This is a genomic window from Terrisporobacter muris (assembly GCF_024621905.1).
Taxonomy (GTDB): domain Bacteria; phylum Bacillota; class Clostridia; order Peptostreptococcales; family Peptostreptococcaceae; genus Terrisporobacter; species Terrisporobacter muris.
In genome coordinates this window covers 1-21,224 of the sequence record NZ_JANKBY010000029.1, presented here as the reverse complement: position 1 = coordinate 21,224, position 21,224 = coordinate 1, and the positions used below count along the sequence as shown (strand labels likewise).

The window sequence follows — 21,224 nt, the reverse complement described above, 5'->3', positions numbered from 1 at the left end:
AAAGTATTGCTCCATCTGCTCTCATGGCCTCAGCCCAAGAAGCAGCCTTTGTTCCAACAAATAATTTATCTTCGTTATCTTGTGGAGTTCCCACAACTATAATTCCTAGTAAATCTATATCTTCATCCATTATCATTGATAATATTTCATTTAATTCATCTTCATTATTGTATACTATTTCTATTTTACCTTTATTCTTACCATTTGATATATTTACCTGTGTTCCAAATATATTAGATAGTTTTTCTTCTGCATCTACTATATAAATATCTTTTTGTTTTTTTTCAGTTTTTTTAACTTCTTTATTTCCAAGATTTTTTTTGGCTATTTCCTCCACAACTCTTACAGATAAATCCTCTTTAACTATTCTGTTAGCTATTTCTAATTGTTTATCATGGTTTTCTATTCTAAGCAATGCCTTTCCATGGCCTGGAGTTATTTCTCCACTTTCAATCATCTTAATTACTTTTTTCTGTAAATTTAATAATCTAAGAGTATTTGTAATATGAGGTCTACTTCTTCCGACTGCTTCTGATAACTCTTCTTGAGTTACCTTATAGTTATCTATTAAACTTTTATAAGCTAAAGCTTCTTCTATAGCATTTAAATCTTCTCTTTGTAAATTTTCTATAAGTGCAATTTCCATTATATCTTTAACTGGTATATCTTTAATTACTGCCGGTATTTCTTCTTTGCCTGCCATAATAGAAGCTCTGTATCTTCTTTCTCCTGCAATAATCATATAGTTATTATCATCTGTAGGTTTTAAAACTATGGGTTGCAATACTCCAACATTTTTTATTGAATTAGATAAAGCTTTTATCCTATCTTGATCAAATTCTTTTCTTGGTTGGTTTTTGTTAGGACGTATATTACTCAATTTAACTTGAACAATATCTTTTTTATCAATTTCTTCATTTATATCAGGTATTAGCGCACTAAGGCCTTTTCCTAATCGTTTACTTCTTCTAGGTGTATTATCCATACTATATTATATCCTCCTCTAATTCGATAAATTCTTCCGCTAAATCTTTATATGCTAATGTTCCCCTACATTTTGAGTCATAATAAATTACTGGTTTTCCATAACTTGGTGCCTCTGCAAGTCTTACATTTCTAGGAATTAACGTAGTATAAACGCTACCTTTAAAGTATTTTTTTACTTCTTCAACAACCTGAATAGATAAATTTGCCCTTCCATCAAACATACTAAGAACTACTCCTTGTATTTCAATCTTAGGATTTAATCTCTTTTTGACAAGCTTATAAGTTGACATCAACTGACTCACACCCTCTAGTGCATAATATTCACATTGTATCGGTATTAAAACACTATCAACAGCAGTCAATGAGTTAATAGTAAGCATACCTAATGAAGGCGGACAATCTATAAAAATATAGTCATATGAATCCTTGATTTTATTGATACTATCCCTTAGTCTATACTCTCTATCATCTTCATTTGCCAATTCTATTTCTGCCCCTGCTAACTCGCTAGCAGCAGCAACAATATGGATATTGTCAAACTCCGTTTCAATAATAGCTTCTCTTATATCTAAACCATCTATTATAACTTCATATATAGTATTTTCTACAGTATTTTTATCAATCCCATAACCACTAGTAGTATTCCCTTGGGGATCCATATCTAGAACTAATACCTTTTTGCCTAATTGTCCAATACTAGCACTTAGATTAACATTTGTTGTTGTTTTCCCTACTCCACCTTTTTGATTAAAAATTGCTATAGATTTTCCCATAAAGGTTCCCCCTTTTTATTTGTTTTAAAAAAAGATTACTGCTGTGCAGTAACCCCTTATTTTTTAGGAATTTTGACTACAATTTCCATGTAATCTCCCTTATCTATTTCATTATACTTTGCTTCAATTCCTGTATTCTTTATGGCATCATATGCTTGTTTTAATGTATTAAGATATATTCTAATCCCCATTGAACATTTTATATTTTGTTTCTTTTCAGGTTCACTATCGGCCTTTAAAGCTTCTAACGTATCATTAATTAATTTTTCTGTTTTCTTAACTGTAAGCTCTTGTTTAACTACTTTTTGGATAATTTCCATCATTAGTTCCTCATTAGGCAACTTAAGTAGTGCTCTTGCATGTCTCTCCGTTAAAGCATTTTCAACAAGATATTGCTTTACAGTGTCAGGAAGTTTTAATATTCTTAGTTTATTAGCTATCGTTGATTGATTTTTACCTAATTTTTCAGCTAATTGTTGTTGAGTAAAATTATGTTCTTTTATTAAGTTCTCATATCCTAGAGATTCTTCTATAAAGTTCAAATCTTCTCTTTGTAAATTTTCTAATAAAGCTAAAACTGCAGAGTATTGATCCGACATATTATTTATTATTGCTGGTATAGTTTTTAACTCAGCCAATTTCGCTGCTCTAAGTCTTCTTTCTCCAGCAACTAACTCATATCCATTTTCTTTTTGTCTAACAGTAATTGGTTGAAGTACACCGTACTCTTTTATAGATTTACTTAATTCTTCTAATGCATTAATCGAAAATACTTTTCTTGGTTGATATGGATTAGGAATTATTTTATCAACTGGTATCTCTTTAACTATTTTTTCTTCCATAACATCCCTCTCTTATTGATAAATATATTTTTACTGCAATTTATGTAAATTTATTTTGATTTTATACTCACGAAGGGAAAATATTTCCCTTTATGAGTATTTATTTCTTCATTTAATATTATTTTTCCTTCTATATTTCTCTATATTATTTATTTTATAGGATTTTTAGATGGTTTGCCTGCTTTTCTTGGATATTTTGATGGGGTATTATTAATTTTTTTAAATACTAATATATTATGATTTAATTCTAAATCTGGTAACTTAATATCTATTTTTTCAACAAATTCTATTCCCAAGGTTTCCATAGCTGCTTTAGATTCTTCTAGCTCTAAATTAGCATTTGGTCCTTTTAAGCATATAAAATATCCCCCAACCTTTACAAATGGAACACAAAACTCCATTAATATTGGTAACCCGGCAACAGCTCTTGCTGTAGCAACATCAAATTTTTCTCTATATTCTTCACTTTTACCAAAATCTTCAGCTCTACCATGAATAAATTCTATCCCTTTTAAATTTAATTCATTAGCTACTTCTTGTAAAAAGTTTATTCTTTTATTTAAAGAATCTAATAACGTTAGATTTAAGTTTTCTAAACAAATTTTTAGTGGCATACCAGGGAAACCTGCCCCAGTACCCACGTCTATTAATGATGTGTCATCATTTATATAATTATTAGTCACAGCAGATATAGAGTCTAAGAAATGTTTTATATATACTTCTCTCTCTTCCTCTATCCCTGTTAGGTTCATTACTTTATTCCATTCAACTAATATTTCTCTATATTTCTTTAAGTTTTGAAGTTTTTCATCAGTAGCTTCTATTCCAAAACCTTCTATACCTGCTTTTAATAATTCTAGATTATTCATTACTTCCTCCTCTAGTTTTTCTCATTTGTTCTAAATAAATAAGTAAAACTGATATATCTGCAGGAGAAACCCCTGAAATACGAGAAGCTTGTCCTATAGATACTGGTTTTATAGCATCTAATTTTTGTCTAGCTTCTAACCTTAATCCATCTATTGAAGAGTAATTTATATCTTCTGGAAGCTTTCTATTTTCTAATTTTTTAAATTGATCTATTTGTTTTAATTGTTTATCTATATACCCTTCGTATTTAGACATAATCACACATTGTTCTTTAACATCATCAGATACTTCATCTCCAGCACCTTTTCCTATTTGTTCTAAGATACTATAAGTCACTTCTGGACGTTTTAAGAACTCATATAATGATAATCCAACTTTTATTTCTGAACCACCAACTTCCGCTAATATATTGTTAACTTCTTTTGGAGTTACTCTTTCTGTTTTTAATCTTTCTAGTTCTTTTTCAACTTCTGCTTTTTTAGCAAGGTATCTTTCGTATCTGTCTTCCTTAACAAGACCTATATCATGACCTTTTTCAGTAAGTCTCATATCAGCATTATCTTGTCTTAAGTATAGTCTATACTCTGCTCTAGAAGTCATCATTCTATATGGTTCATTAGTTCCTTTAGTAACTAAATCATCTATAAGAACTCCTATATATCCCTCTGATCTATCTAGTATGAAAGGTTCTTTTCCTTCTATTTTTAAGGCTGCATTTATACCTGCTATTAGTCCTTGAGCTGCTGCCTCTTCATATCCTGATGTCCCATTGAATTGTCCTGCACTGTATAAGTTTTCAGTTACTTTTATTTCTAAAGTAGCTTTTAATTGCGTAGGATCTATACAGTCATATTCAATAGCATATGCAGGTCTCATAATCTGTGCATTTTCCAGACCTTTCATAGATTTATATATTTGAACTTGTACTTCAAAAGGTAAACTTGTTGATATACCTTGAATGTACATTTCTTTTGTGTCTAATCCTTCTGGTTCAATAAATGTTTGATGTGATTCCTTATCACTGAATCTCACAACTTTATCTTCTATTGATGGACAATATCTAGCTCCAGTAGCATTAACTTTACCACTATACATAGCTGATCTTTCAATATTATCCATTATAATTTTATGTGTGTCTGTATTTGTTCTCGCTAAATAGCAAGGTATTTGATCTATTTCTAAATTTTCACTCATAAATGAGAATGGTGTAATCTTTTCATCCCCTTCTTGAATTTCCATTTTAGAAAAATCTATACTATCTCTGTGTATTCTAGCTGGAGTTCCAGTTTTGAATCTTCTCATATTTAGACCTAAATCAACTAATTTATCTGTTAAAGTAGCTGCATACCCTAGTCCATTAGGACCTTCCTTAAATGTACCTTCTCCTATATAAATTAACGAATTTAGATAAACTCCAGTTGCAAGTATAACTGCCTTAGCATTATAAGCACATCCTAATTTAGTTACTACTCCTGTTACAATTTTACCATCATGAAGTAAATCTACAACTTCATCCATAGCTATATCAAGATTCGGCTCATTTTCAAGAGTTTTTTTCATTTCTGTGTGATACTTAAATTTGTCAGCTTGAGCTCTTAAAGAATGTACCGCTGGTCCTTTAGCTGTATTAAGCATTCTACTTTGTATAAATGTCTTATCTACATTTATACCCATTTCTCCGCCAAGGGCGTCTATTTCTCTAACTAATTGTCCTTTACCTGTTCCACCTATGGACGGATTACATGGCATCATTCCAATTGAATCTAGTGTTAGTGTTATTATTAATGTTTTATGTCCCATTCTTGATGTAGCTAGTGCTGCCTCACATCCAGCATGCCCTGCTCCAACAACAATTACGTCATAACTTCCTGCATTATATGTTTGCATGTTTTCTCCTTTCTTAAATAATGTTTCACGTTAAACGTTAATACCTTATTAATCGTTTCCTTTATAAATTAACTTTATTTAAGTTTATTTTATTTATTTACCTATACAGAAGTTCGCGAATATAGTATCTAGTAAATCTTCCTGTACTGTATCTCCATTTATATATCCTAAATAATCCCATATATTTTTGAAATCAACTTCTATGAAATCATAAGGTAATCTTTGTTCTATTCCAGCTATGGCATCATTAATTGAGTTATATGCTTTTAATAAAGCATCCTTGTGTCTAGAGTTTGTAACAACAACACTTGAATTACTTCTTACATCTCCCTTAAACACCATAGATTCTATTTTATTGTGAACTTCTTCAATTCCTTCGTTCTTTAATGCTGATATTTTTATTATACTATCTTTGTCAACATATTTAGCTATTTCTTCCTCTGATACAACTTGGTTAAGATCATTTTTATTTAATAAAACAATAGTCTTTTTATCTACTGCTTGTTCTAATATTTCTCTATCTTCTTTTGATAATTCCTTTGAACCATCTATCACTATTATTACTAAGTCTGCCGAGCTAAATGACTCTCTTGATTTTTCTACACCTATTTTTTCAACTATATCTTCCGTTTCTCTTATACCAGCTGTATCAACAATTTTTAAAGGAATTCCTTTTATATTAACGAATTCTTCTATTACATCCCTTGTTGTTCCAGCTATTTCAGTAACTATAGCTCTATTTTCTCCTAAAATATAGTTTAGTAATGATGATTTTCCTACATTTGGTTTACCAACTATAACTGTTTTTAGTCCGTCTCTTAAAACTTTTCCACACTCTGCCGAGTCATATAATGCTTTTATTTCATTTCTTAACGATTCTGAACTATCAGTAAGCATTGCATAAGTTATTTCTTCAACATCTTCTTCACTAAAATCTATAGAAACTGTTAAGTGAGCTAAAACTTCCGTTACTTTGAATCTCAATTCTTTTATTTTATTAGCCAATGCACCGCTTAAATGACTTTGAGCTACCTCTTGAGCCTTATCTGTTTTTGCCTTAATTACGTCAATTACAGCTTCCGCCTGAGATAAATCAATTCTTCCATTTAAGAATGCTCTCTTAGTAAATTCACCTTCATCTGCAAGTCTTACATCTTTACTTAATATTAATTCTAATATTTTTTTTACTGAAATAAACCCACCGTGACAATTTATTTCTATTACATCTTCTGCTGTATAAGAATTAGGTCCTTTCATGAAAGCAAGTAGTACTTCATCTATTTTATTTTCGCCATCTAATATATGACCATATATTAGAGTACGAGTATTATAGTCTGTTATATCTTTTCCTGATACAGATTTAAATATCTCTCTAGCTACTGAAAGAGCTCTACTTCCACTAATTCTTATTATGCCTATTCCACCTTCTCCTGGTGCAGTTGCAATTGCTGCTATAGTATCATCTATAAACATAATATCACCTCTATAATTAATCTATTTTAAATTCTTAACTAATAATTAAAATTATAATCTTAATTTTATCATTATATTAAATAAATTACAAAAATTAAACCCCCTAAATATTAGGAGGTTTGAATTTTATCATTTATCTTTTATATTCAATCACTAGTCTTCTATATGGATCTGTTCCTTCACTATATGTAATTACATACTTATCGTTTTGTAAAGCTGAATGAACTATTCTTCTTTCATAAGGATTCATATAGTCTAGTTTTTTTGTTCTTCTAGTCTTAGCTACTTCACGCGCAACTTTTCTAGCATATCTAACTAACGATTCTTCTCTTTTATTTCTATAATTTTCTATATCAACTAATACTCTCATATGTGAATCTTTGTTGATTTTGTTTAAAGCTAGTCCTGTTAAAAATTGTACTGAATCAAGTGTTTCTCCTCTTCTTCCAATTAAGCAAGTAGCTTCTTTTCCTTCAATGCTAATTTTAATTAAATTATCCTTTTGAGTAGCATTAACTTTAGCATTTATCTTAGAGTTTACTAGAATATTTTCTATAAATTCTTTAGCAATTTCTATTTCTTCTTTTTTTATTACAGTTACTTCGTATACTCCATCTTTAGCACCTAAGAATCCTAGGAACCCCTTAGAAGGATTTTGAATAACCTTTACTTCGATGTCTTTTTCTTCAACGCCTAGTTCCAGTAATGCTGATTGAATTGCTTCTTCTTTAGTCTTACTTTTTATTTCTATCTTTTTTGTCTGACTTTGCATTGCTGTTAGGTTTTCCTGATTTTTCATCTTTAACTACTGCCTCCTTAGAATCAGCCAGTTTAGCTTTTAAAGGACTTGTTATTAATTGATATTGAGCTATAGAGAACAAGTTACTTGTTATCCAATATATCGCAAGACCCGCTTGGAAAGTATATCCCCAGAATAATGACATTGCTGCCATTACATATGTCATACTCTTCATCATGTTTGCTGTTTGATCATCGCCTGTAGTCATCATTTTTTGCATGAAGTAAGCACTTACCCCTGAAAGTAATGCTAGAGAAACACTTCCTGTAGCAGAAATATCTTTTATCCATAAGAATCCTGCTTGCGCTGCTTGTGCTGCCACATCTGCATTTTGGAATACGCCATAAAGTACAGGTTCTCTTAACACATTAAATAGACCTATTAATATAGGCATTTGTATTAATAATGGCAAACATCCAGCTAGTGGATTAATCTTTGCTTCTTGATAAATTTTCATTAGCTCTTCTTGCTGTTTTTCTGGCTTATTTTTATATTTTTCTTGAATTTCTTTTATCTTAGGTTGGATGTCTTGCATCGCTTTTTGAGACTTTATTTGTTTTACCATTAAAGGAACTAATAATAATCTTACAAACAGCGTAAATACAACTATAGACAATCCATAATTATTCACAAACTCAAAAATAATTCTAAGTATATGACCTAATAAATTACTTATAATGCTCAATTGTATACCTCCTAAAGTACGCTTATTTTAGAGGATCATATCCTCCTGGATGAAATGGATGACACTTTAAAACCCTTTTTATTGACAAATACATACCTTTAAACATTCCATATTTTTTGAAAGCTTCCATTGCATATTGAGAACAAGTAGGATAAAACCTACAGTGTGGTCCTAACATAGGAGATATATACTTTTGGTAAAATCTTATTAAGTAAATACATAATTTCGATAAGTATGTATTTATTTCCTTCAATATATATACTATTTTATTAAACAATTTTAACCTCCATTAAAAATAGGCGCCATTAATATGTATAGTTTTTAAAATAAATTTGCCTTTTTAATCAAATGCTTCATTGCTTTTTCAATATCTATGTAATTAGCATCCTTTATGGCAATTCTAGCTATAAATACTATGTCGTAGCCAGATTTTATATTACCATCTATATTTAATCTATATGATTCTTTTATTCTTCTTCTAGCTTTATTTCGTACATTGGCTTTACCTACTTTTTTTGAAACAGATATACCAACACGATTATTCTTTGACTTATTTGGAAGCGTATACATAACTAATAATCTGTTTGCAATAGATTTTCCATTCCTATAAACTTTCCTAAAGTCCGAATCTTTTTTTAAGCCTTGTGTTTCTTTAAAGTTCATATTAATATCCTCCGTAAACACAGCTATGTAATAAATTACATAAAAAGGCCACTTAAAGCGGCCTTTTTAATTATTAATGAGTTAATCTATTTCTTCCTTTAGATCTTCTTCTTTTTAAAACATTTCTTCCGTTAGAAGTTTTCATTCTTTTTCTGAATCCATGCTCTTTTTTTCTTTGTCTCTTTTTTGGCTGATAAGTTCTTTTCATTATATTGCACCGCCTTTCACAATTTTTTTCCGTTTATAAAAATAATAACTTTACTGTCAAAGTAAACATAACACATATTATTATAAATCCTTTTATATTTGTTGTCAACGTGTTTTATAGCCATTAAATCTTAAATTAGTCTAGGTATATTTATTCTTTTTTAATCTTAAAATCCATATTTTCCAAAAAAGATATATATTATTCCTACTATAATAAGATGATTTTTTCTATTTTTTTATTGTTGATTAAATTATTCACAGTACGACATAATTGTGGATAATTTGATTATAACATATTGAAGTTTGACATATATTCTGATATTATAAATATACTTGTTGATAATGTTAATAATAAATAATAACATATTAAACTTATTCACAATCTGTGGATTAAATTGTGAATAAGTTTTCATATCTTAGACAATAATTGAGTAAATGAAAAGTTTTTACTATATATTTTGCTATTTATAAGTTTATATACACCCTGTTTATATCTTTTAAATTCTTTTTGATAATTTTATTTATTAATATGTTATCCACATTTTATCCCAAAGTTATATTTTATACTTTTTATTCATTTATCTTTCGTCAATTTTTGTTAATAACTTTGTGGAAAATGTTAATTATTTAGTTCGGAGGTTTATACTTATGGATATAGTTTCTTTATGGGAAAAAACTTTGCAACTAATAAAAGGTGAGGTATCTACTGCAAGCTTTAATGCTTTTTTTAAAGAAATAAAACCTTTAAAACAAATATCTAATGAGCTTATTTTTTTGGCTCCCAACGAATTTATACAAAATATACTTGAAAATAGATACTTAAACTTGATTGAAAGTTGTGTAAGCCAATTATCCCTAAAAAAATATCAGATCAAATTTATTTTAGACGAAAAAGAAATACAAGATACTAACGAAGAAGATAAATCTACTACTATCAAAAAAAGTTATCCAAATTTAAATCCTAAATATACTTTTGATACCTTTGTAATAGGTAATAGTAATAGATTTGCCCATGCAGCTTGTGTAGCAGTAGCTGAATCTCCAGCTAAAGCATATAATCCTTTGTTTTTATACGGAGGAGTAGGTCTTGGAAAGACACATTTAATGCATGCTATCGGACATCATATAATGTGCCAACAAGAAGATCCTAAGGTTGTTTATGTTTCTTCAGAAAAATTTACAAATGAGCTTATTAACTCAATAAAAAATGATAAAAATGAAGAATTTAGAAATAAGTATAGAAATGTAGATGTTCTATTAATAGATGATATACAGTTTATTGCTGGAAAAGAAGGTACTCAAGAGGAGTTTTTCCATACATTTAATGCATTACATGAAGCAAATAAACAAATAATCATATCGAGTGATAGACCACCAAAAGAAATACCTACATTAGAAGATAGATTAAGATCGAGATTCGAAATGGGACTCATAACAGATATTCAACCACCTGATTTCGAAACGAGAATAGCTATACTTAGAAAAAAAGCACAATTAGAGAACATCAATGTTCCAAATGAAGTAATGACTTACATAGCTAAGTACATTAAATCAAACATAAGAGAATTAGAGGGTGCTCTAACTAGAGTTGTTGCCTATTCATCTCTTACAAACAAAAACATTTCACTTGAGCTTGCAACTGAAGCTTTAAAGGATATAATATCAAATCCTAAGAGTGAAGAAATAACAGTAAATAGAATAAAAGAAAAAGTTTCAGAAGCTTTTAACATAAAAATGGACGACTTTAATTCTAAAAAAAGAACAAGAACAATAGCATATCCTAGACAAATAGCAATGTATATCTGTCGTGAACTTACTGATTTATCATTACCTAAAATAGGAAGTGAATTTGGTGGAAGAGATCATACAACAGTAATTCACGCTCATGATAAAGTAACTAAGGATATAGAAGAAAATCAACAAATAAAGGACAAAATAGATAAAATAATTTCAGATTTAAAGGGATAAGTTATTAACATTTTGTCTGTTAACAACTTGTGCTGTAATGTTAATAATTTTTTTGTTAAGATTTTATTCACAATGTAATTAAGAAGGTTTTTATAAGATATTAACATTTTGTATACAAGTTAATATCTTTTGCTTTATTTGGATTCATATGGTTATCCACTTTATCCACAGCACCTACTACTACAACTACTATTGTTTTTATATATATTTTTATTAAAATGATGCAAGGAGGTTATCCACATTGAAAATAATTTGCAATCAAAAACTATTAGCTCATAAAATAAGTATTGTGCAAAAAGCTATTAATGGAAAAACAAACTTTGATTTATTAAAAGGAATTTTAATAGTAGCTAAAGGAGATCAAATAGTTTTAACTGGATATGATTTAGAAATTGGTATAGAAACTTATGCACAAGCAGAAATAGCTGAAGAAGGAAGCATTGTAATAGATGCTAGACTATTTGGAGATATAATAAGAAAATTACCTGATTCATTTGTAGAAATTGAAACAGATGATGATAACAATGTTTATATAAATTGTTTAAACTCAAAATTTAAAATCAAAGGAGATAGCCCTGAGGAGTACCCTGTGTTACCTAACGTAAGTAAAGATAACTTATATAGTGTTCCACAAGACATACTAAAAAATATGATTAAACAAACTGTATTTGCTATATCTCAAGATCAAACAAAACCTGTTCTGATGGGAGAATTACTAGAAATTGTTAATGGAGAAGTTAGCTTAGTAGCTATAGACGGTTATAGACTTGCAGTAAAAAGTTGTTCTGTGGAAAACTTAAATGCAAATGCAAAAGTTATAATTCCAGGAAAAACTTTAAATGATGTAAACAGTCTTTTATCCACAGAAGAGCAAGTTCAAATTGGATTTGATGATAAAAATGCTATTTTTATGATAAATGAAACAAAAATAATAACAAGATTATTAGATGGAGAATTTATTGAGTATAAAAAATTACTTCCAAGAGAACATAATACTAGGATTAAATTAAATACTAGGAGCTTACTTAATAGTATAGAAAGAGCATCTTTATTATCACAATCAGAAAGAAATAATCTAATAAAACTATCAATTAGAGATAATACATTGGCAATAACATCTAACACTGAAAAAGGAAATGTTTATGAAGAAGTAGATTTAGAATTAGAGGGAGATTACTTAGATATTGCTTTCAACTCGAGATATTTATTAGAAGGATTAAAAAATATAGAAAGTGAAGAAATATTCATTGAATTTACTACTAATGTTAATCCATGTATAATTAAGCCAGTTGATGGTATTAAATATATATATTTATTACTTCCTGTGAGGATAGCTTCAAATATATAAGACTATGGACCCAACTGCATTTAGTTGGGTTTTTATTATTTTTATGGTATAATAAATACTTAACTAATAAGAAATAGGAGGAGTCAAGATGATAGAAATAGCTATAGATTCAGAATATATTAAGTTAGATCAATTCTTAAAACTTGCTGATATTGCTTCAACTGGTGGTCATGCTAAATTTTTAATACAAGAAGGCGTAGTAAAAGTAAATGGCGAGGTTGAGACAAGAAGAGGTAAGAAAATTAGACCAGGAGATCTTATTGAAGTTGAAGGAAACTCAATAATGGTAGTGTAAAGAAGGAGTCCCCTTAATGCAGCTTAATAGCTTAAAATTAATAAATTTTAGAAATTATGACAATCTGTATATAGATTTTAATAAAAATGTTAATCTCTTAGTAGGTAAAAACGGACAGGGAAAAACAAATATAGTGGAATCTATTTATATGCTATCTTTTGGCAAATCTTTTAGGACGAATAAAGATAAAGAAATTATTAAATTTGATACGGAAAGTCTGTATATTGGAGGAAGCTACACTAAATATGACACAAATAGTTTAATAGAAGTTGCAATTGGAAAAAATAAAAAGGGAATCAAAGTAAATAAGATACACATCCAAAAAATTCAAGAATTACTTGGAAACTTAAATGTAGTAATTTTTTCTCCAGAGGATTTAAGGTTAGTCAAAGATGGACCAAGAGAACGCAGATCATTTATAGATAAAGAAATAAGTCAAATAATGCCCAAATATTATAATTATTTAATAAATTACAATAAAATATTAAGTCAAAAAAATAGGGTTCTTAAAAATAGAAATATAGATAAGAACTTATTAGATGTTTATGATGAAAGCTTATCTAAATATGGTAGCTATATATATATTATTAGAAGAGATTTTATTAAAAAAATTTCTGATATAGCAAATGCAATGCATACTAGATTAACTAATGGTATAGAAGATTTACAAATTACTTATAAGAATCAAATAAATATAAGTGACGAAGATACTGTTATAGAAGTAAAAGAAAGATTCTATAATAAGTTGATTGAAAGTAGAGAACACGATATGGAAGTAAGAACTACAAGATATGGTGTTCATAAAGATGACTTAAATATATTTGTTAATAAATTGGATGTAAGATTATATGGTTCACAAGGGCAGCAAAGAACAGCTTCTATTTCACTAAAGTTATCAGAAATAGAGCTAATTAAAAATGAAGTTGGAGAGAATCCTATATTAATATTAGATGATGTATTTAGTGAATTAGATGAAACAAGACAAAAATTACTAGTAGATAATTTAGAAGATGTACAAATGTTTATAACTACAGCAGAAGTAGCACATAAAAGTATATTTAATAAAGATAATACTACTATTTTTAATATAGAAAAAGGTAAAGTAATTAGTATACAGAATGGAGGTAACTAAATGAAACAACAAGAGTATGGCGCAAGTCAGATTCAGGTACTAGAAGGTCTAGAGGCAGTTAGAAAAAGACCAGGTATGTATATAGGATCTACTGGACCAAGAGGATTACACCATCTAGTTTATGAAATTGTTGATAATAGTATAGATGAGGCATTACAAGGCTATTGTGACAGAATATATGTTAGTTTAAATGAAGATGGCAGTGTAACTGTAAAGGATGATGGTAGAGGGATACCTGTTGAAACTCATCCTAAGACAGGAAAATCTACTTTAGAAACAGTTTTAACAGTACTACATGCTGGTGGTAAATTCGGTGGAGGAGGATACAAGGTATCTGGTGGACTTCACGGAGTTGGTATATCTGTAGTTAATGCATTATCAAAATGGTTAGTTGCAGATGTTTATAGAGATGGAAAAATATATAGACAAAGTTATGAAAAAGGTATGTCAACTTCAGCACTAGATGTAGTTGGAGAATCTCATCATACAGGAACAATAATAAGCTTCATGCCAGATGAAACTATATTTGATGAAGTTGAATTTAAATATGAAACATTAGAACATAGGCTTAGAGAACTTGCTTTCTTAAATAAGGGAGTAAGAATAGTATTTGAAGATAAAAGAGTAGATAGCGAGCGTAAAAAAGAATTCCATTATGATGGTGGTTTAGTAGAGTTTGTTAAATACTTAAACAAAACCAAAACACCTATACATGAAGATATAGTTCATATAGATAAAAAAATAGGCGATTCTATCGTTGAAATAGCAATGCAATATACTGATGGATATACAGAAAATATATTCTCATTTGCAAATAATATTGACACACACGAAGGTGGAACTCATTTAGCAGGATTTAAAGCAGCATTAACTAAAACTGTAAATGACTATGCTAAGCGTAATAAGTTAATAAAAGAAAATGAGGGAAATTTAACAGGTGAAGATATAAGAGAAGGTCTTACAGCTGTTATATCTGTTAAGCTACCAGAACCTCAATTTGAAGGTCAAACAAAGACTAAACTAGGTAATACATATATGAGAGGTAGCGTAGATAGCGTAACAGTAGAAGAACTAGGAGCATTCTTAGAAGAAAATCCAATAACAGCTAGAACTATAGTTGATAAAGGATTAAGAGCTCAAAGAGCTAGAGAGGCTGCAAAAAGAGCTAGAGAATTAACAAGAAGAAAAAGTGTGTTAGAAAGTACATCATTGCCTGGGAAATTAGCAGACTGTGCAGAGAAAGATCCTGCAAAGAGTGAAATATTCTTAGTCGAAGGGGATTCTGCTGGTGGTTCAGCAAAACAAGGTAGAGATAGACACACACAAGCAATACTACCACTTAGAGGTAAAATACTAAACGTAGAAAAATCAAGATTAGATAAAATATTATCTTCTGATGAAATAAAAAATATGATAACTGCTTATGGTTGTGGCGTAGGAAATGATTTCGATATAGAAAAAGCTAGATACCATAAAATAATAATAATGACCGATGCCGACGTAGATGGTGCTCACATCAGAACATTACTATTAACATTCTTCTTTAGATATATGAGACCGCTTATAGAAAATGGATATGTGTATGCAGCACAACCACCTCTATATAAAGTTAAGAAGCAAAAGAAAGAATACTATGTTTATACAGATAAAGAGCTAGAAGTTTTATTAGAAGAGATAGGCAGAACAGGTGTTGAGCTTCAAAGATACAAAGGTCTTGGAGAAATGAATGCAGAACAATTATGGGATACAACAATGAATCCAGAAACAAGAACATTATTACAAGTAACAATAGAAGATGCTGTAATGGCAGACCAAGTATTCTCTATGTTAATGGGAGATAAGGTTGGGCCTAGAAAAGAATTTATAGAAGAAAATGCAACATATGTTACAAACTTAGATATATAAGAAAGGGGATGAGTATAATATGCAAGAAAATAACAGGATACTCCCTATAGAAATAGCAAGTGAAATGAAAAAATCTTATATTGATTATGCCATGAGTGTTATAGTTGGTCGTGCATTACCTGATGTAAGAGACGGATTAAAGCCAGTTCATAGAAGAATACTTTTCTCTATGAGTGAATTAAACTTAACTCCAGATAAGCCTTATAGAAAATCTGCACGTATTGTTGGGGACGTTCTAGGGAAGTACCATCCACATGGAGATACAGCAGTATATTATGCAATGGTAAGAATGGCCCAAGATTTCTCAACTAGAGGGCTTTTAGTTGATGGTCATGGTAACTTTGGTTCTGTAGATGGTGATTCACCAGCCGCAATGCGTTATACAGAAGCAAAAATGAGTAGACTTGCATTAGAATTACTTAAAGATATAGATAAAGAAACTGTAGATTTTGTACCAAACTTTGATGAATCTTTAAAAGAGCCATCAGTATTACCATCAAGATATCCAAACCTATTAGTAAATGGATCTAATGGTATAGCAGTTGGTATGGCTACATCTATTCCACCACATAATTTGGGTGAAACAATTGATGCAACAGTACATTTAATTGATAACCCAGAATGTAGTGTAGAAGATTTAATGAATTATGTTCAAGGGCCAGACTTCCCAACATCAGCAATCATAATGGGAAAAGAAAATATAGCAGAAGCTTATAGAACTGGTAGAGGTAAAGTTAAAGTTAGATCTAGAGCTATAATAGAAGAATTACCAAAAGGAAGACAACAAATAGTTGTTACAGAAATTCCTTACCAAGTAAATAAAGCTAGATTAGTTGAAAGAATAGCTGAACTAGTTAAAGAAAAGAAATTAGAAGGTATTTCTGATTTAAGAGATGAAAGTAACAGAAATGGTATGAGAATTGTTATAGAATTAAAAAGAGATGCTAATGCTAACATAGTGCTTAACAATCTTTACAAACATTCTCAAATGGAAGATACTTTCAGTATCATAATGCTTTCGCTTGTTAATGGCGTACCAAAAGTATTAAATTTAAAAGAAATGATATATTATTATGTTGAACATCAAAAAGATGTTGTTACACGTAGAACAAAATTTGAATTAAATAAAGCTGAAGCTAGAGCTCATATATTAGAAGGATTAAGAATAGCACTAGATAATATAGATGCTGTAATAAGTTTAATTAGAGGATCTAAGACTACTGCAGAAGCTAAAGAAGGATTAATATCTAAATTTGGATTAACAGATATACAAGCTCAAGCCATTTTGGATATGAGATTACAAAGACTTACTGGATTAGAAAGACAAAAAATCGAAGATGAGTACAGTGAGTTAATGAAGAGAATAGAATACTTAAGATCTATATTAGCTGATGAACAATTACTTTTAGGAGTTATTAAAGATGAAATAATAGCTATAAAAGAAAAATATGCAGACGAGAGAAGAACAGAAATCAGACATGCTGAAGGTGAAATCAATATGAGAGATTTAATTGATGATGAAGAAATAGCAATTACTCTTACTCATTTTGGTTACATCAAGAGAGTGCCTCTAGATACTTATAAGAGTCAAAATAGAGGTGGTAAGGGAATCACAGCAATGTCTACTAGAGAAGAAGACTTTGTAAAACATCTAGTTACAACTACTACACATAGTAGATTATTATTCTTCACAAATAAAGGTAGAGTATTTAGAATGGATGCGTTCGAAATTCCAGAAGGAAAGAGAAAAGCAAAAGGAACTGCTATAGTAAACTTATTACAATTAGCTCCAAATGAAAAAATAACTACTCTTATACCTGTTGATGATTCTAGCAATGAAGAATTATACTTATTGCTAGCAACTAAAAAAGGTATAGTTAAGAAGACTAAACGTGAAGAATTTAAAAATATTAATAAATCAGGACTTATAGCAATTGGACTTAGAAGTGATGATGAATTAATAGATGTTAAAATTACAAACGGTAAAAAAGATGTCCTTTTAGTTACTGAAAATGGAATGTCTATAAGATTTAATGAAACAGATATAAGACCTATGGGTAGAACAGCTATGGGTGTAAAAGGTATAACTTTATCAGGAGATGATAGAGTAGTTTCTATGAACTTAACAGATGAAGGTCATGAGCTATTAGTAGTAAGTGAAAAAGGATTTGGTAAGAGAACAGATATTAATGAATATAGAGTTCAAAGTAGAGCAGGTAAAGGAATAAAAACTTATAACATATTTGAAAAGACAGGAAAAATCGTAGGAGCTGAAATGGTTGATGAAAAAGACCAAATGATGTTAATTAACTCTGATGGAATACTTATAAGACTACAAGTTGAAGGAATTTCGATTTATGGTAGAGTAACAAGTGGAGTTAAACTAATGAAGACAGAAGATGAAGTAAATGTAGTTTCAATTGCCAAAATAAATATAGATGAAGAATAGGATTTTATCCTATTCTTTTTCCATATAATTTTGTAAAATATTATTAAAAAGATAAAAAGGAGAAGTTGTTATGAGTTCAAAAAAGGGATTGTACTTAGTAGTAGGAGCATTAGCAGGTTTTGTAGCAGGATTATGTTTAGCACCTAAAGAGGGATCTGAAATAAGAAAAGACGCAAAAGAAAAATTAATGGAAGTAAAGGAAAATCCAAAAGATGTTCTACATGAAACATTTGATGGAGTTAAAGAAAAAATAATATCTATAAAAGATGAAATAATAGAAGATAATAATATAGAAATATCAGAAGAAGATATATTAATAAGCAAGAGCTTTGAAGAGGGAGAGAAATAATGAATGCATTAGGCTGGCAAATAGGGGCAGTTTTATTTGGTGCTAGCTTTTTTATAGTAGCTATATACTTAGCAAAGGTATTAAACAGCGCGAATAAAGTTGTTGAAAGAACAAATAGGTTAATAGACGTTAATGAAAGACATATAACAGATATAGTAGAGAATGCAGCACATATAACAAAAAGTGTTAGAGAAATTATGGACATAATAACGAAGATTACTAGCTTATTTAGAGTATTTAAATTCTTCAAAAAGTAATACATTAAATGGGAGGTAGAATAATGTCAATAAAAATAAACTCGATATTAGATGCATCAAATCATTTTTGGAAAGTTTCTCTTGAAGGGGAACTAGATGTATCTACAGCAGATGAACTAAAAAAATACTTACATAAATTAGTTGATGAAAAAAATATAGATATGAGATTGAATCTTGAAGACTTAGACTATATAGATTCAACTGGACTAGGTGTAATGATAGGAATTCTAAAAAGATTAAAGATAGAAGATAAAGAAGTATACATAGAAAAACCTAAGAATAACGTAAGAAAAATATTCAATATAACAGGTTTAGATAAGATTTTTAAATTGGAGGGATAGTTTTGACTTACGAAACAATTAAAATGGAGATTACAGCAAATCCAGAGTATGTAAGTATAATAAGATTAACTACTTCTGGAATTGCAAACAAAGTAGGTTTTTGCATTGATGATATAGAAGATTTAAAGGTAGCTATATCTGAAGCATGTACTAATGCTATAAAACATAGTTCAGATGACCGATTCACAATTATATATTCTATGATAGAAAATGGATTAACTATAGAAATAATAGATAATGGTAAGGGATATGATAGAAGTAGTGTAAGTGAACCGGATATAGATAATCTCAAAGAAAGTGGAATGGGACTATTTATAATAGAATCTCTTATGGACGAGGTAATTGTTGAATCACAAGAAGGAAAGGGAACTAGCATAAAAATGATAAAGTATTTAGGAGTTGATATGTAATGAAGAAGGTAGCTAATGCTACAGATTACCTAAATATGGAAACTAAAGAACTTTTTAAGATTTATAGCAAAGAAAAAAATAGAGAAGTAAGAGATATATTGATTGAAAGACATTTGTATCTAGTTAATATCTTATCAAAAAAATATATTAATAAAGGAGTAGAATTTGATGATATATATCAAGTTGCTTCCTTAGCACTAATATATGCCATAGATAGATATGACATAGAAAAAGGATTTGAATTTTCAAGTTTTGCTACACCTACAATTGTAGGTGAAATAAAAAAGTACTTTAGAGACAAAGTTTGGACCTTAAGAGTTCCTAGGAGGGTTCAAGAACTAAGTAAAAAGGTAAGTGAAGCTAAAGTCGTATTAGAACAACAAAATAAAAAACATCCAAACGTAAAGGAAATTGCTGAGTATTTAGGATGTACAGAAGAAGAGGTACTGGAGTCTCTTGAGGCATCTTATGGATACCAACCGGTATCATTAGATGCTACAACTAATAGTGATTCAGAAGAAAATATATCTTTAATGGATAAAATAGCAGATAAAGAAGAAAGTTTTAATGATATAGAATACAAAGACTTTTTAGAAAAATTTATAGCTACATTAAATGAATTAGAAGTTCGAATCTTTAAAGGCAGGTTCTATTTAGAAAAGACACAATCAGCTCTAGCAAAGGAATTGAATATATCTCAAATGACTATTTCTAGGCTTGAAAGAAAGATAATAGAAAAGCTGAAAAAAGAATATGAAAAAAATATATAAAAAACTATTGACCTATCATCAAATGTGGTGTATATTATTTATTGCGCCAAAGAAATGGAGCAAAAGAAAACTATCACTTAGGTGATAGGTCGATTTTTCTTAAAAAAAGAAAAATAAAAAAACATTTGACAAAATATTTGAAAGATGTTAATATAATACTTGTACTTGAAAAAACAAGTTGAATTTGGTTATTATAGCAAAGAGGATACACCTGTTCCCATTCCGAACACAGAAGTTAAGCTCTTGAGCGCTGATGGTACTTGGAGGGCGACCTCCTGGGAGAGTAGGACGTAGCCAAATTTGGTGCATGCCGAAGTGGCGGAACTGGCAGACGCACAGGACTTAAAATCCTGCGAAACTTATACTTTCGTACCGGTTCGATTCCGGTCTTCGGCACCAAATATAGTGGACCATTAGCTCAGTTGGTTAGAGCGCCCGGCTCATAACCGGTAGGTCTGGGGTTCGAGTCCCTGATGGTCCACCACAAAGAACTTTGAAAATTAAACAGTAGGTTAACAATAAATTAATTCTTTAAGAATTAAACTGAAACAACAAACAAACCAAGCCAGATATTCAGATAATGATTAGTCTGAGCAATGGACAACTTTTTTATGAGAGTTTGATCCTGGCTCAGGATGAACGCTGGCGGCGTGCCTAACACATGCAAGTCGAGCGATTCTCTTCGGAGAAGAGCGGCGGACGGGTGAGTAACGCGTGGGTAACCTGCCTCATACACATGGATAACATACCGAAAGGTATGCTAATACAGGATAACATAAGAGATTCGCATGTTTCTCTTATCAAAGCTCCGGCG

Annotated in this window: 22 protein-coding genes, 2 tRNA genes and 2 rRNA genes; 15 read left to right on the top strand and 11 right to left on the bottom strand. The window is 29.8% G+C overall.

All coding sequences use genetic code 11. The features are described 5' to 3' along the window. From NSA58_RS04230 to rpmH, 11 genes are all read right to left on the bottom strand, one after another. Window positions 1-985, bottom strand: a 985-nt coding sequence (locus NSA58_RS04230) for a ParB/RepB/Spo0J family partition protein (RefSeq protein ID WP_257560133.1), incomplete at its 3' end; no start/stop codon positions are given. Window position 986: 1 nt separating this feature from the next. Beyond that, window positions 987-1,760 carry a ParA family protein gene (locus NSA58_RS04225; protein WP_039679963.1) on the bottom strand — a complete coding sequence of 258 codons (774 nt, stop codon included), beginning with the start codon at window positions 1,758-1,760 and terminating at the stop codon, window positions 987-989. Window positions 1,761-1,816: 56 nt separating this feature from the next. Further along, a complete protein-coding gene (gene noc / locus NSA58_RS04220) occupies window positions 1,817-2,602 on the bottom strand; it encodes a nucleoid occlusion protein (RefSeq protein ID WP_039679962.1) in 786 nt (261 codons plus the stop codon). A 149-nt stretch (window positions 2,603-2,751) separates the two neighbouring features. Next, window positions 2,752-3,471, bottom strand: a complete 720-nt coding sequence (rsmG, locus tag NSA58_RS04215) for a 16S rRNA (guanine(527)-N(7))-methyltransferase RsmG (protein ID WP_039679961.1) — start codon at window positions 3,469-3,471, stop codon at window positions 2,752-2,754. Continuing rightward, window positions 3,464-5,359 carry a tRNA uridine-5-carboxymethylaminomethyl(34) synthesis enzyme MnmG gene (gene mnmG / locus NSA58_RS04210; protein ID WP_039679960.1) on the bottom strand — a complete coding sequence of 632 codons (1,896 nt, stop codon included), beginning with the start codon at window positions 5,357-5,359 and terminating at the stop codon, window positions 3,464-3,466. The genes rsmG and mnmG overlap by 8 nt, the downstream gene beginning before the upstream one ends. A 93-nt stretch (window positions 5,360-5,452) precedes the next feature. After that, window positions 5,453-6,832 (bottom strand): tRNA uridine-5-carboxymethylaminomethyl(34) synthesis GTPase MnmE, encoded by a 1,380-nt coding sequence (gene mnmE, locus NSA58_RS04205; protein ID WP_039679959.1) that lies wholly within the window; start codon window positions 6,830-6,832, stop codon window positions 5,453-5,455. A 133-nt stretch (window positions 6,833-6,965) separates the two neighbouring features. Further along, window positions 6,966-7,631, bottom strand: a complete 666-nt coding sequence (jag, locus tag NSA58_RS04200) for an RNA-binding cell elongation regulator Jag/EloR (RefSeq protein ID WP_242842728.1) — start codon at window positions 7,629-7,631, stop codon at window positions 6,966-6,968. After that, the gene (locus tag NSA58_RS04195; RefSeq protein WP_039679958.1) at window positions 7,567-8,316 is read right to left on the bottom strand and encodes a YidC/Oxa1 family membrane protein insertase; all 750 of its coding nucleotides are present in this window, start codon (window positions 8,314-8,316) and stop codon (window positions 7,567-7,569) included. Before NSA58_RS04195 ends, jag begins: the two co-directional genes overlap by 65 nt. A gap of 22 nt (window positions 8,317-8,338) precedes the next feature. Next, a complete protein-coding gene (yidD, locus tag NSA58_RS04190; RefSeq protein ID WP_408645568.1) occupies window positions 8,339-8,581 on the bottom strand; it encodes a membrane protein insertion efficiency factor YidD in 243 nt (80 codons plus the stop codon). A 56-nt stretch (window positions 8,582-8,637) separates the two neighbouring features. After that, the gene (gene rnpA, locus NSA58_RS04185) at window positions 8,638-8,979 is read right to left on the bottom strand and encodes a ribonuclease P protein component (RefSeq protein ID WP_039679956.1); all 342 of its coding nucleotides are present in this window, start codon (window positions 8,977-8,979) and stop codon (window positions 8,638-8,640) included. A 73-nt stretch (window positions 8,980-9,052) separates the two neighbouring features. Further along, entirely contained in the window at window positions 9,053-9,187 is a 135-nt protein-coding gene (gene rpmH, locus NSA58_RS04180) for a 50S ribosomal protein L34 (RefSeq protein WP_039679955.1), read from the bottom strand. A 647-nt stretch (window positions 9,188-9,834) separates the two neighbouring features. On the opposite strand from rpmH, the gene dnaA reads away from it, so the two are divergent. The 15 genes from dnaA to NSA58_RS04105 form a co-directional block, all read left to right on the top strand. Beyond that, complete coding sequence (gene dnaA, locus NSA58_RS04175) at window positions 9,835-11,154, top strand: chromosomal replication initiator protein DnaA (RefSeq protein WP_039679954.1); 1,320 nt, start codon at window positions 9,835-9,837, stop codon at window positions 11,152-11,154. A gap of 241 nt (window positions 11,155-11,395) precedes the next feature. Beyond that, entirely contained in the window at window positions 11,396-12,502 is a 1,107-nt protein-coding gene (gene dnaN / locus NSA58_RS04170; protein ID WP_039679953.1) for a DNA polymerase III subunit beta, read from the top strand. Window positions 12,503-12,590: 88 nt separating this feature from the next. Next, complete coding sequence (gene yaaA, locus NSA58_RS04165) at window positions 12,591-12,797, top strand: S4 domain-containing protein YaaA (protein WP_018590072.1); 207 nt, start codon at window positions 12,591-12,593, stop codon at window positions 12,795-12,797. A 16-nt stretch (window positions 12,798-12,813) separates the two neighbouring features. Then, complete coding sequence (gene recF / locus NSA58_RS04160) at window positions 12,814-13,929, top strand: DNA replication/repair protein RecF (protein ID WP_039679952.1); 1,116 nt, start codon at window positions 12,814-12,816, stop codon at window positions 13,927-13,929. Beyond that, window positions 13,930-15,834: a DNA topoisomerase (ATP-hydrolyzing) subunit B gene (gene gyrB / locus NSA58_RS04155; RefSeq protein WP_039679951.1), complete on the top strand. Its 1,905-nt coding sequence runs from the start codon at window positions 13,930-13,932 to the stop codon at window positions 15,832-15,834. It abuts the gene before it with no gap. A 19-nt stretch (window positions 15,835-15,853) separates the two neighbouring features. Further along, complete coding sequence (gyrA, locus tag NSA58_RS04150; protein ID WP_039679950.1) at window positions 15,854-18,283, top strand: DNA gyrase subunit A; 2,430 nt, start codon at window positions 15,854-15,856, stop codon at window positions 18,281-18,283. A 70-nt stretch (window positions 18,284-18,353) separates the two neighbouring features. Next, window positions 18,354-18,632 carry a YtxH domain-containing protein gene (locus NSA58_RS04145; RefSeq protein WP_039679949.1) on the top strand — a complete coding sequence of 93 codons (279 nt, stop codon included), beginning with the start codon at window positions 18,354-18,356 and terminating at the stop codon, window positions 18,630-18,632. After that, a complete protein-coding gene (locus NSA58_RS04140) occupies window positions 18,632-18,889 on the top strand; it encodes a DUF948 domain-containing protein (protein WP_074429811.1) in 258 nt (85 codons plus the stop codon). The genes NSA58_RS04145 and NSA58_RS04140 overlap by 1 nt, the downstream gene beginning before the upstream one ends. Window positions 18,890-18,912: 23 nt before the next feature. Further along, window positions 18,913-19,230 (top strand): STAS domain-containing protein, encoded by a 318-nt coding sequence (locus tag NSA58_RS04135; protein ID WP_039679947.1) that lies wholly within the window; start codon window positions 18,913-18,915, stop codon window positions 19,228-19,230. Window positions 19,231-19,232: 2 nt separating this feature from the next. Beyond that, window positions 19,233-19,640 (top strand): ATP-binding protein, encoded by a 408-nt coding sequence (locus tag NSA58_RS04130; protein WP_139045081.1) that lies wholly within the window; start codon window positions 19,233-19,235, stop codon window positions 19,638-19,640. Then, the gene (locus tag NSA58_RS04125) at window positions 19,640-20,410 is read left to right on the top strand and encodes a SigB/SigF/SigG family RNA polymerase sigma factor (protein ID WP_052233007.1); all 771 of its coding nucleotides are present in this window, start codon (window positions 19,640-19,642) and stop codon (window positions 20,408-20,410) included. Before NSA58_RS04130 ends, NSA58_RS04125 begins: the two co-directional genes overlap by 1 nt. Window positions 20,411-20,593: 183 nt before the next feature. Next, window positions 20,594-20,710, top strand: a 5S ribosomal RNA gene (gene rrf / locus NSA58_RS04120). Window positions 20,711-20,719: 9 nt separating this feature from the next. Continuing rightward, window positions 20,720-20,809: transfer RNA gene (locus NSA58_RS04115), tRNA-Leu, on the top strand. An 8-nt stretch (window positions 20,810-20,817) separates the two neighbouring features. Next, window positions 20,818-20,894, top strand: a tRNA-Ile gene (locus NSA58_RS04110). 123 nt (window positions 20,895-21,017) lie between these two features. Beyond that, window positions 21,018-21,224 (top strand): 16S ribosomal RNA (locus NSA58_RS04105); the annotation flags it as partial.

Bases quoted from the DNA above. Each gene is read 5' to 3' on its own strand.
- NSA58_RS04225 (WP_039679963.1), bottom strand. From the start codon at position 1,760: ATGGGAAAATCTATAGCAATTTTTAATCAAAAAGGTGGAGTAGGGAAA.
- noc (WP_039679962.1), bottom strand. From the start codon at position 2,602: ATGGAAGAAAAAATAGTTAAAGAGATACCAGTTGATAAAATAATTCCT.
- rsmG (WP_039679961.1), bottom strand. From the start codon at position 3,471: ATGAATAATCTAGAATTATTAAAAGCAGGTATAGAAGGTTTTGGAATA.
- mnmG (WP_039679960.1), bottom strand. From the start codon at position 5,359: ATGCAAACATATAATGCAGGAAGTTATGACGTAATTGTTGTTGGAGCA.
- mnmE (WP_039679959.1), bottom strand. From the start codon at position 6,832: ATGTTTATAGATGATACTATAGCAGCAATTGCAACTGCACCAGGAGAA.
- jag (WP_242842728.1), bottom strand. From the start codon at position 7,631: ATGAAAAATCAGGAAAACCTAACAGCAATGCAAAGTCAGACAAAAAAG.
- rnpA (WP_039679956.1), bottom strand. From the start codon at position 8,979: ATGAACTTTAAAGAAACACAAGGCTTAAAAAAAGATTCGGACTTTAGG.
- rpmH (WP_039679955.1), bottom strand. From the start codon at position 9,187: ATGAAAAGAACTTATCAGCCAAAAAAGAGACAAAGAAAAAAAGAGCAT.
- dnaA (WP_039679954.1), top strand. From the start codon at position 9,835: ATGGATATAGTTTCTTTATGGGAAAAAACTTTGCAACTAATAAAAGGT.
- yaaA (WP_018590072.1), top strand. From the start codon at position 12,591: ATGATAGAAATAGCTATAGATTCAGAATATATTAAGTTAGATCAATTC.
- recF (WP_039679952.1), top strand. From the start codon at position 12,814: ATGCAGCTTAATAGCTTAAAATTAATAAATTTTAGAAATTATGACAAT.
- gyrB (WP_039679951.1), top strand. From the start codon at position 13,930: ATGAAACAACAAGAGTATGGCGCAAGTCAGATTCAGGTACTAGAAGGT.
- gyrA (WP_039679950.1), top strand. From the start codon at position 15,854: ATGCAAGAAAATAACAGGATACTCCCTATAGAAATAGCAAGTGAAATG.
- NSA58_RS04145 (WP_039679949.1), top strand. From the start codon at position 18,354: ATGAGTTCAAAAAAGGGATTGTACTTAGTAGTAGGAGCATTAGCAGGT.
- NSA58_RS04140 (WP_074429811.1), top strand. From the start codon at position 18,632: ATGAATGCATTAGGCTGGCAAATAGGGGCAGTTTTATTTGGTGCTAGC.
- NSA58_RS04135 (WP_039679947.1), top strand. From the start codon at position 18,913: ATGTCAATAAAAATAAACTCGATATTAGATGCATCAAATCATTTTTGG.
- NSA58_RS04125 (WP_052233007.1), top strand. From the start codon at position 19,640: ATGAAGAAGGTAGCTAATGCTACAGATTACCTAAATATGGAAACTAAA.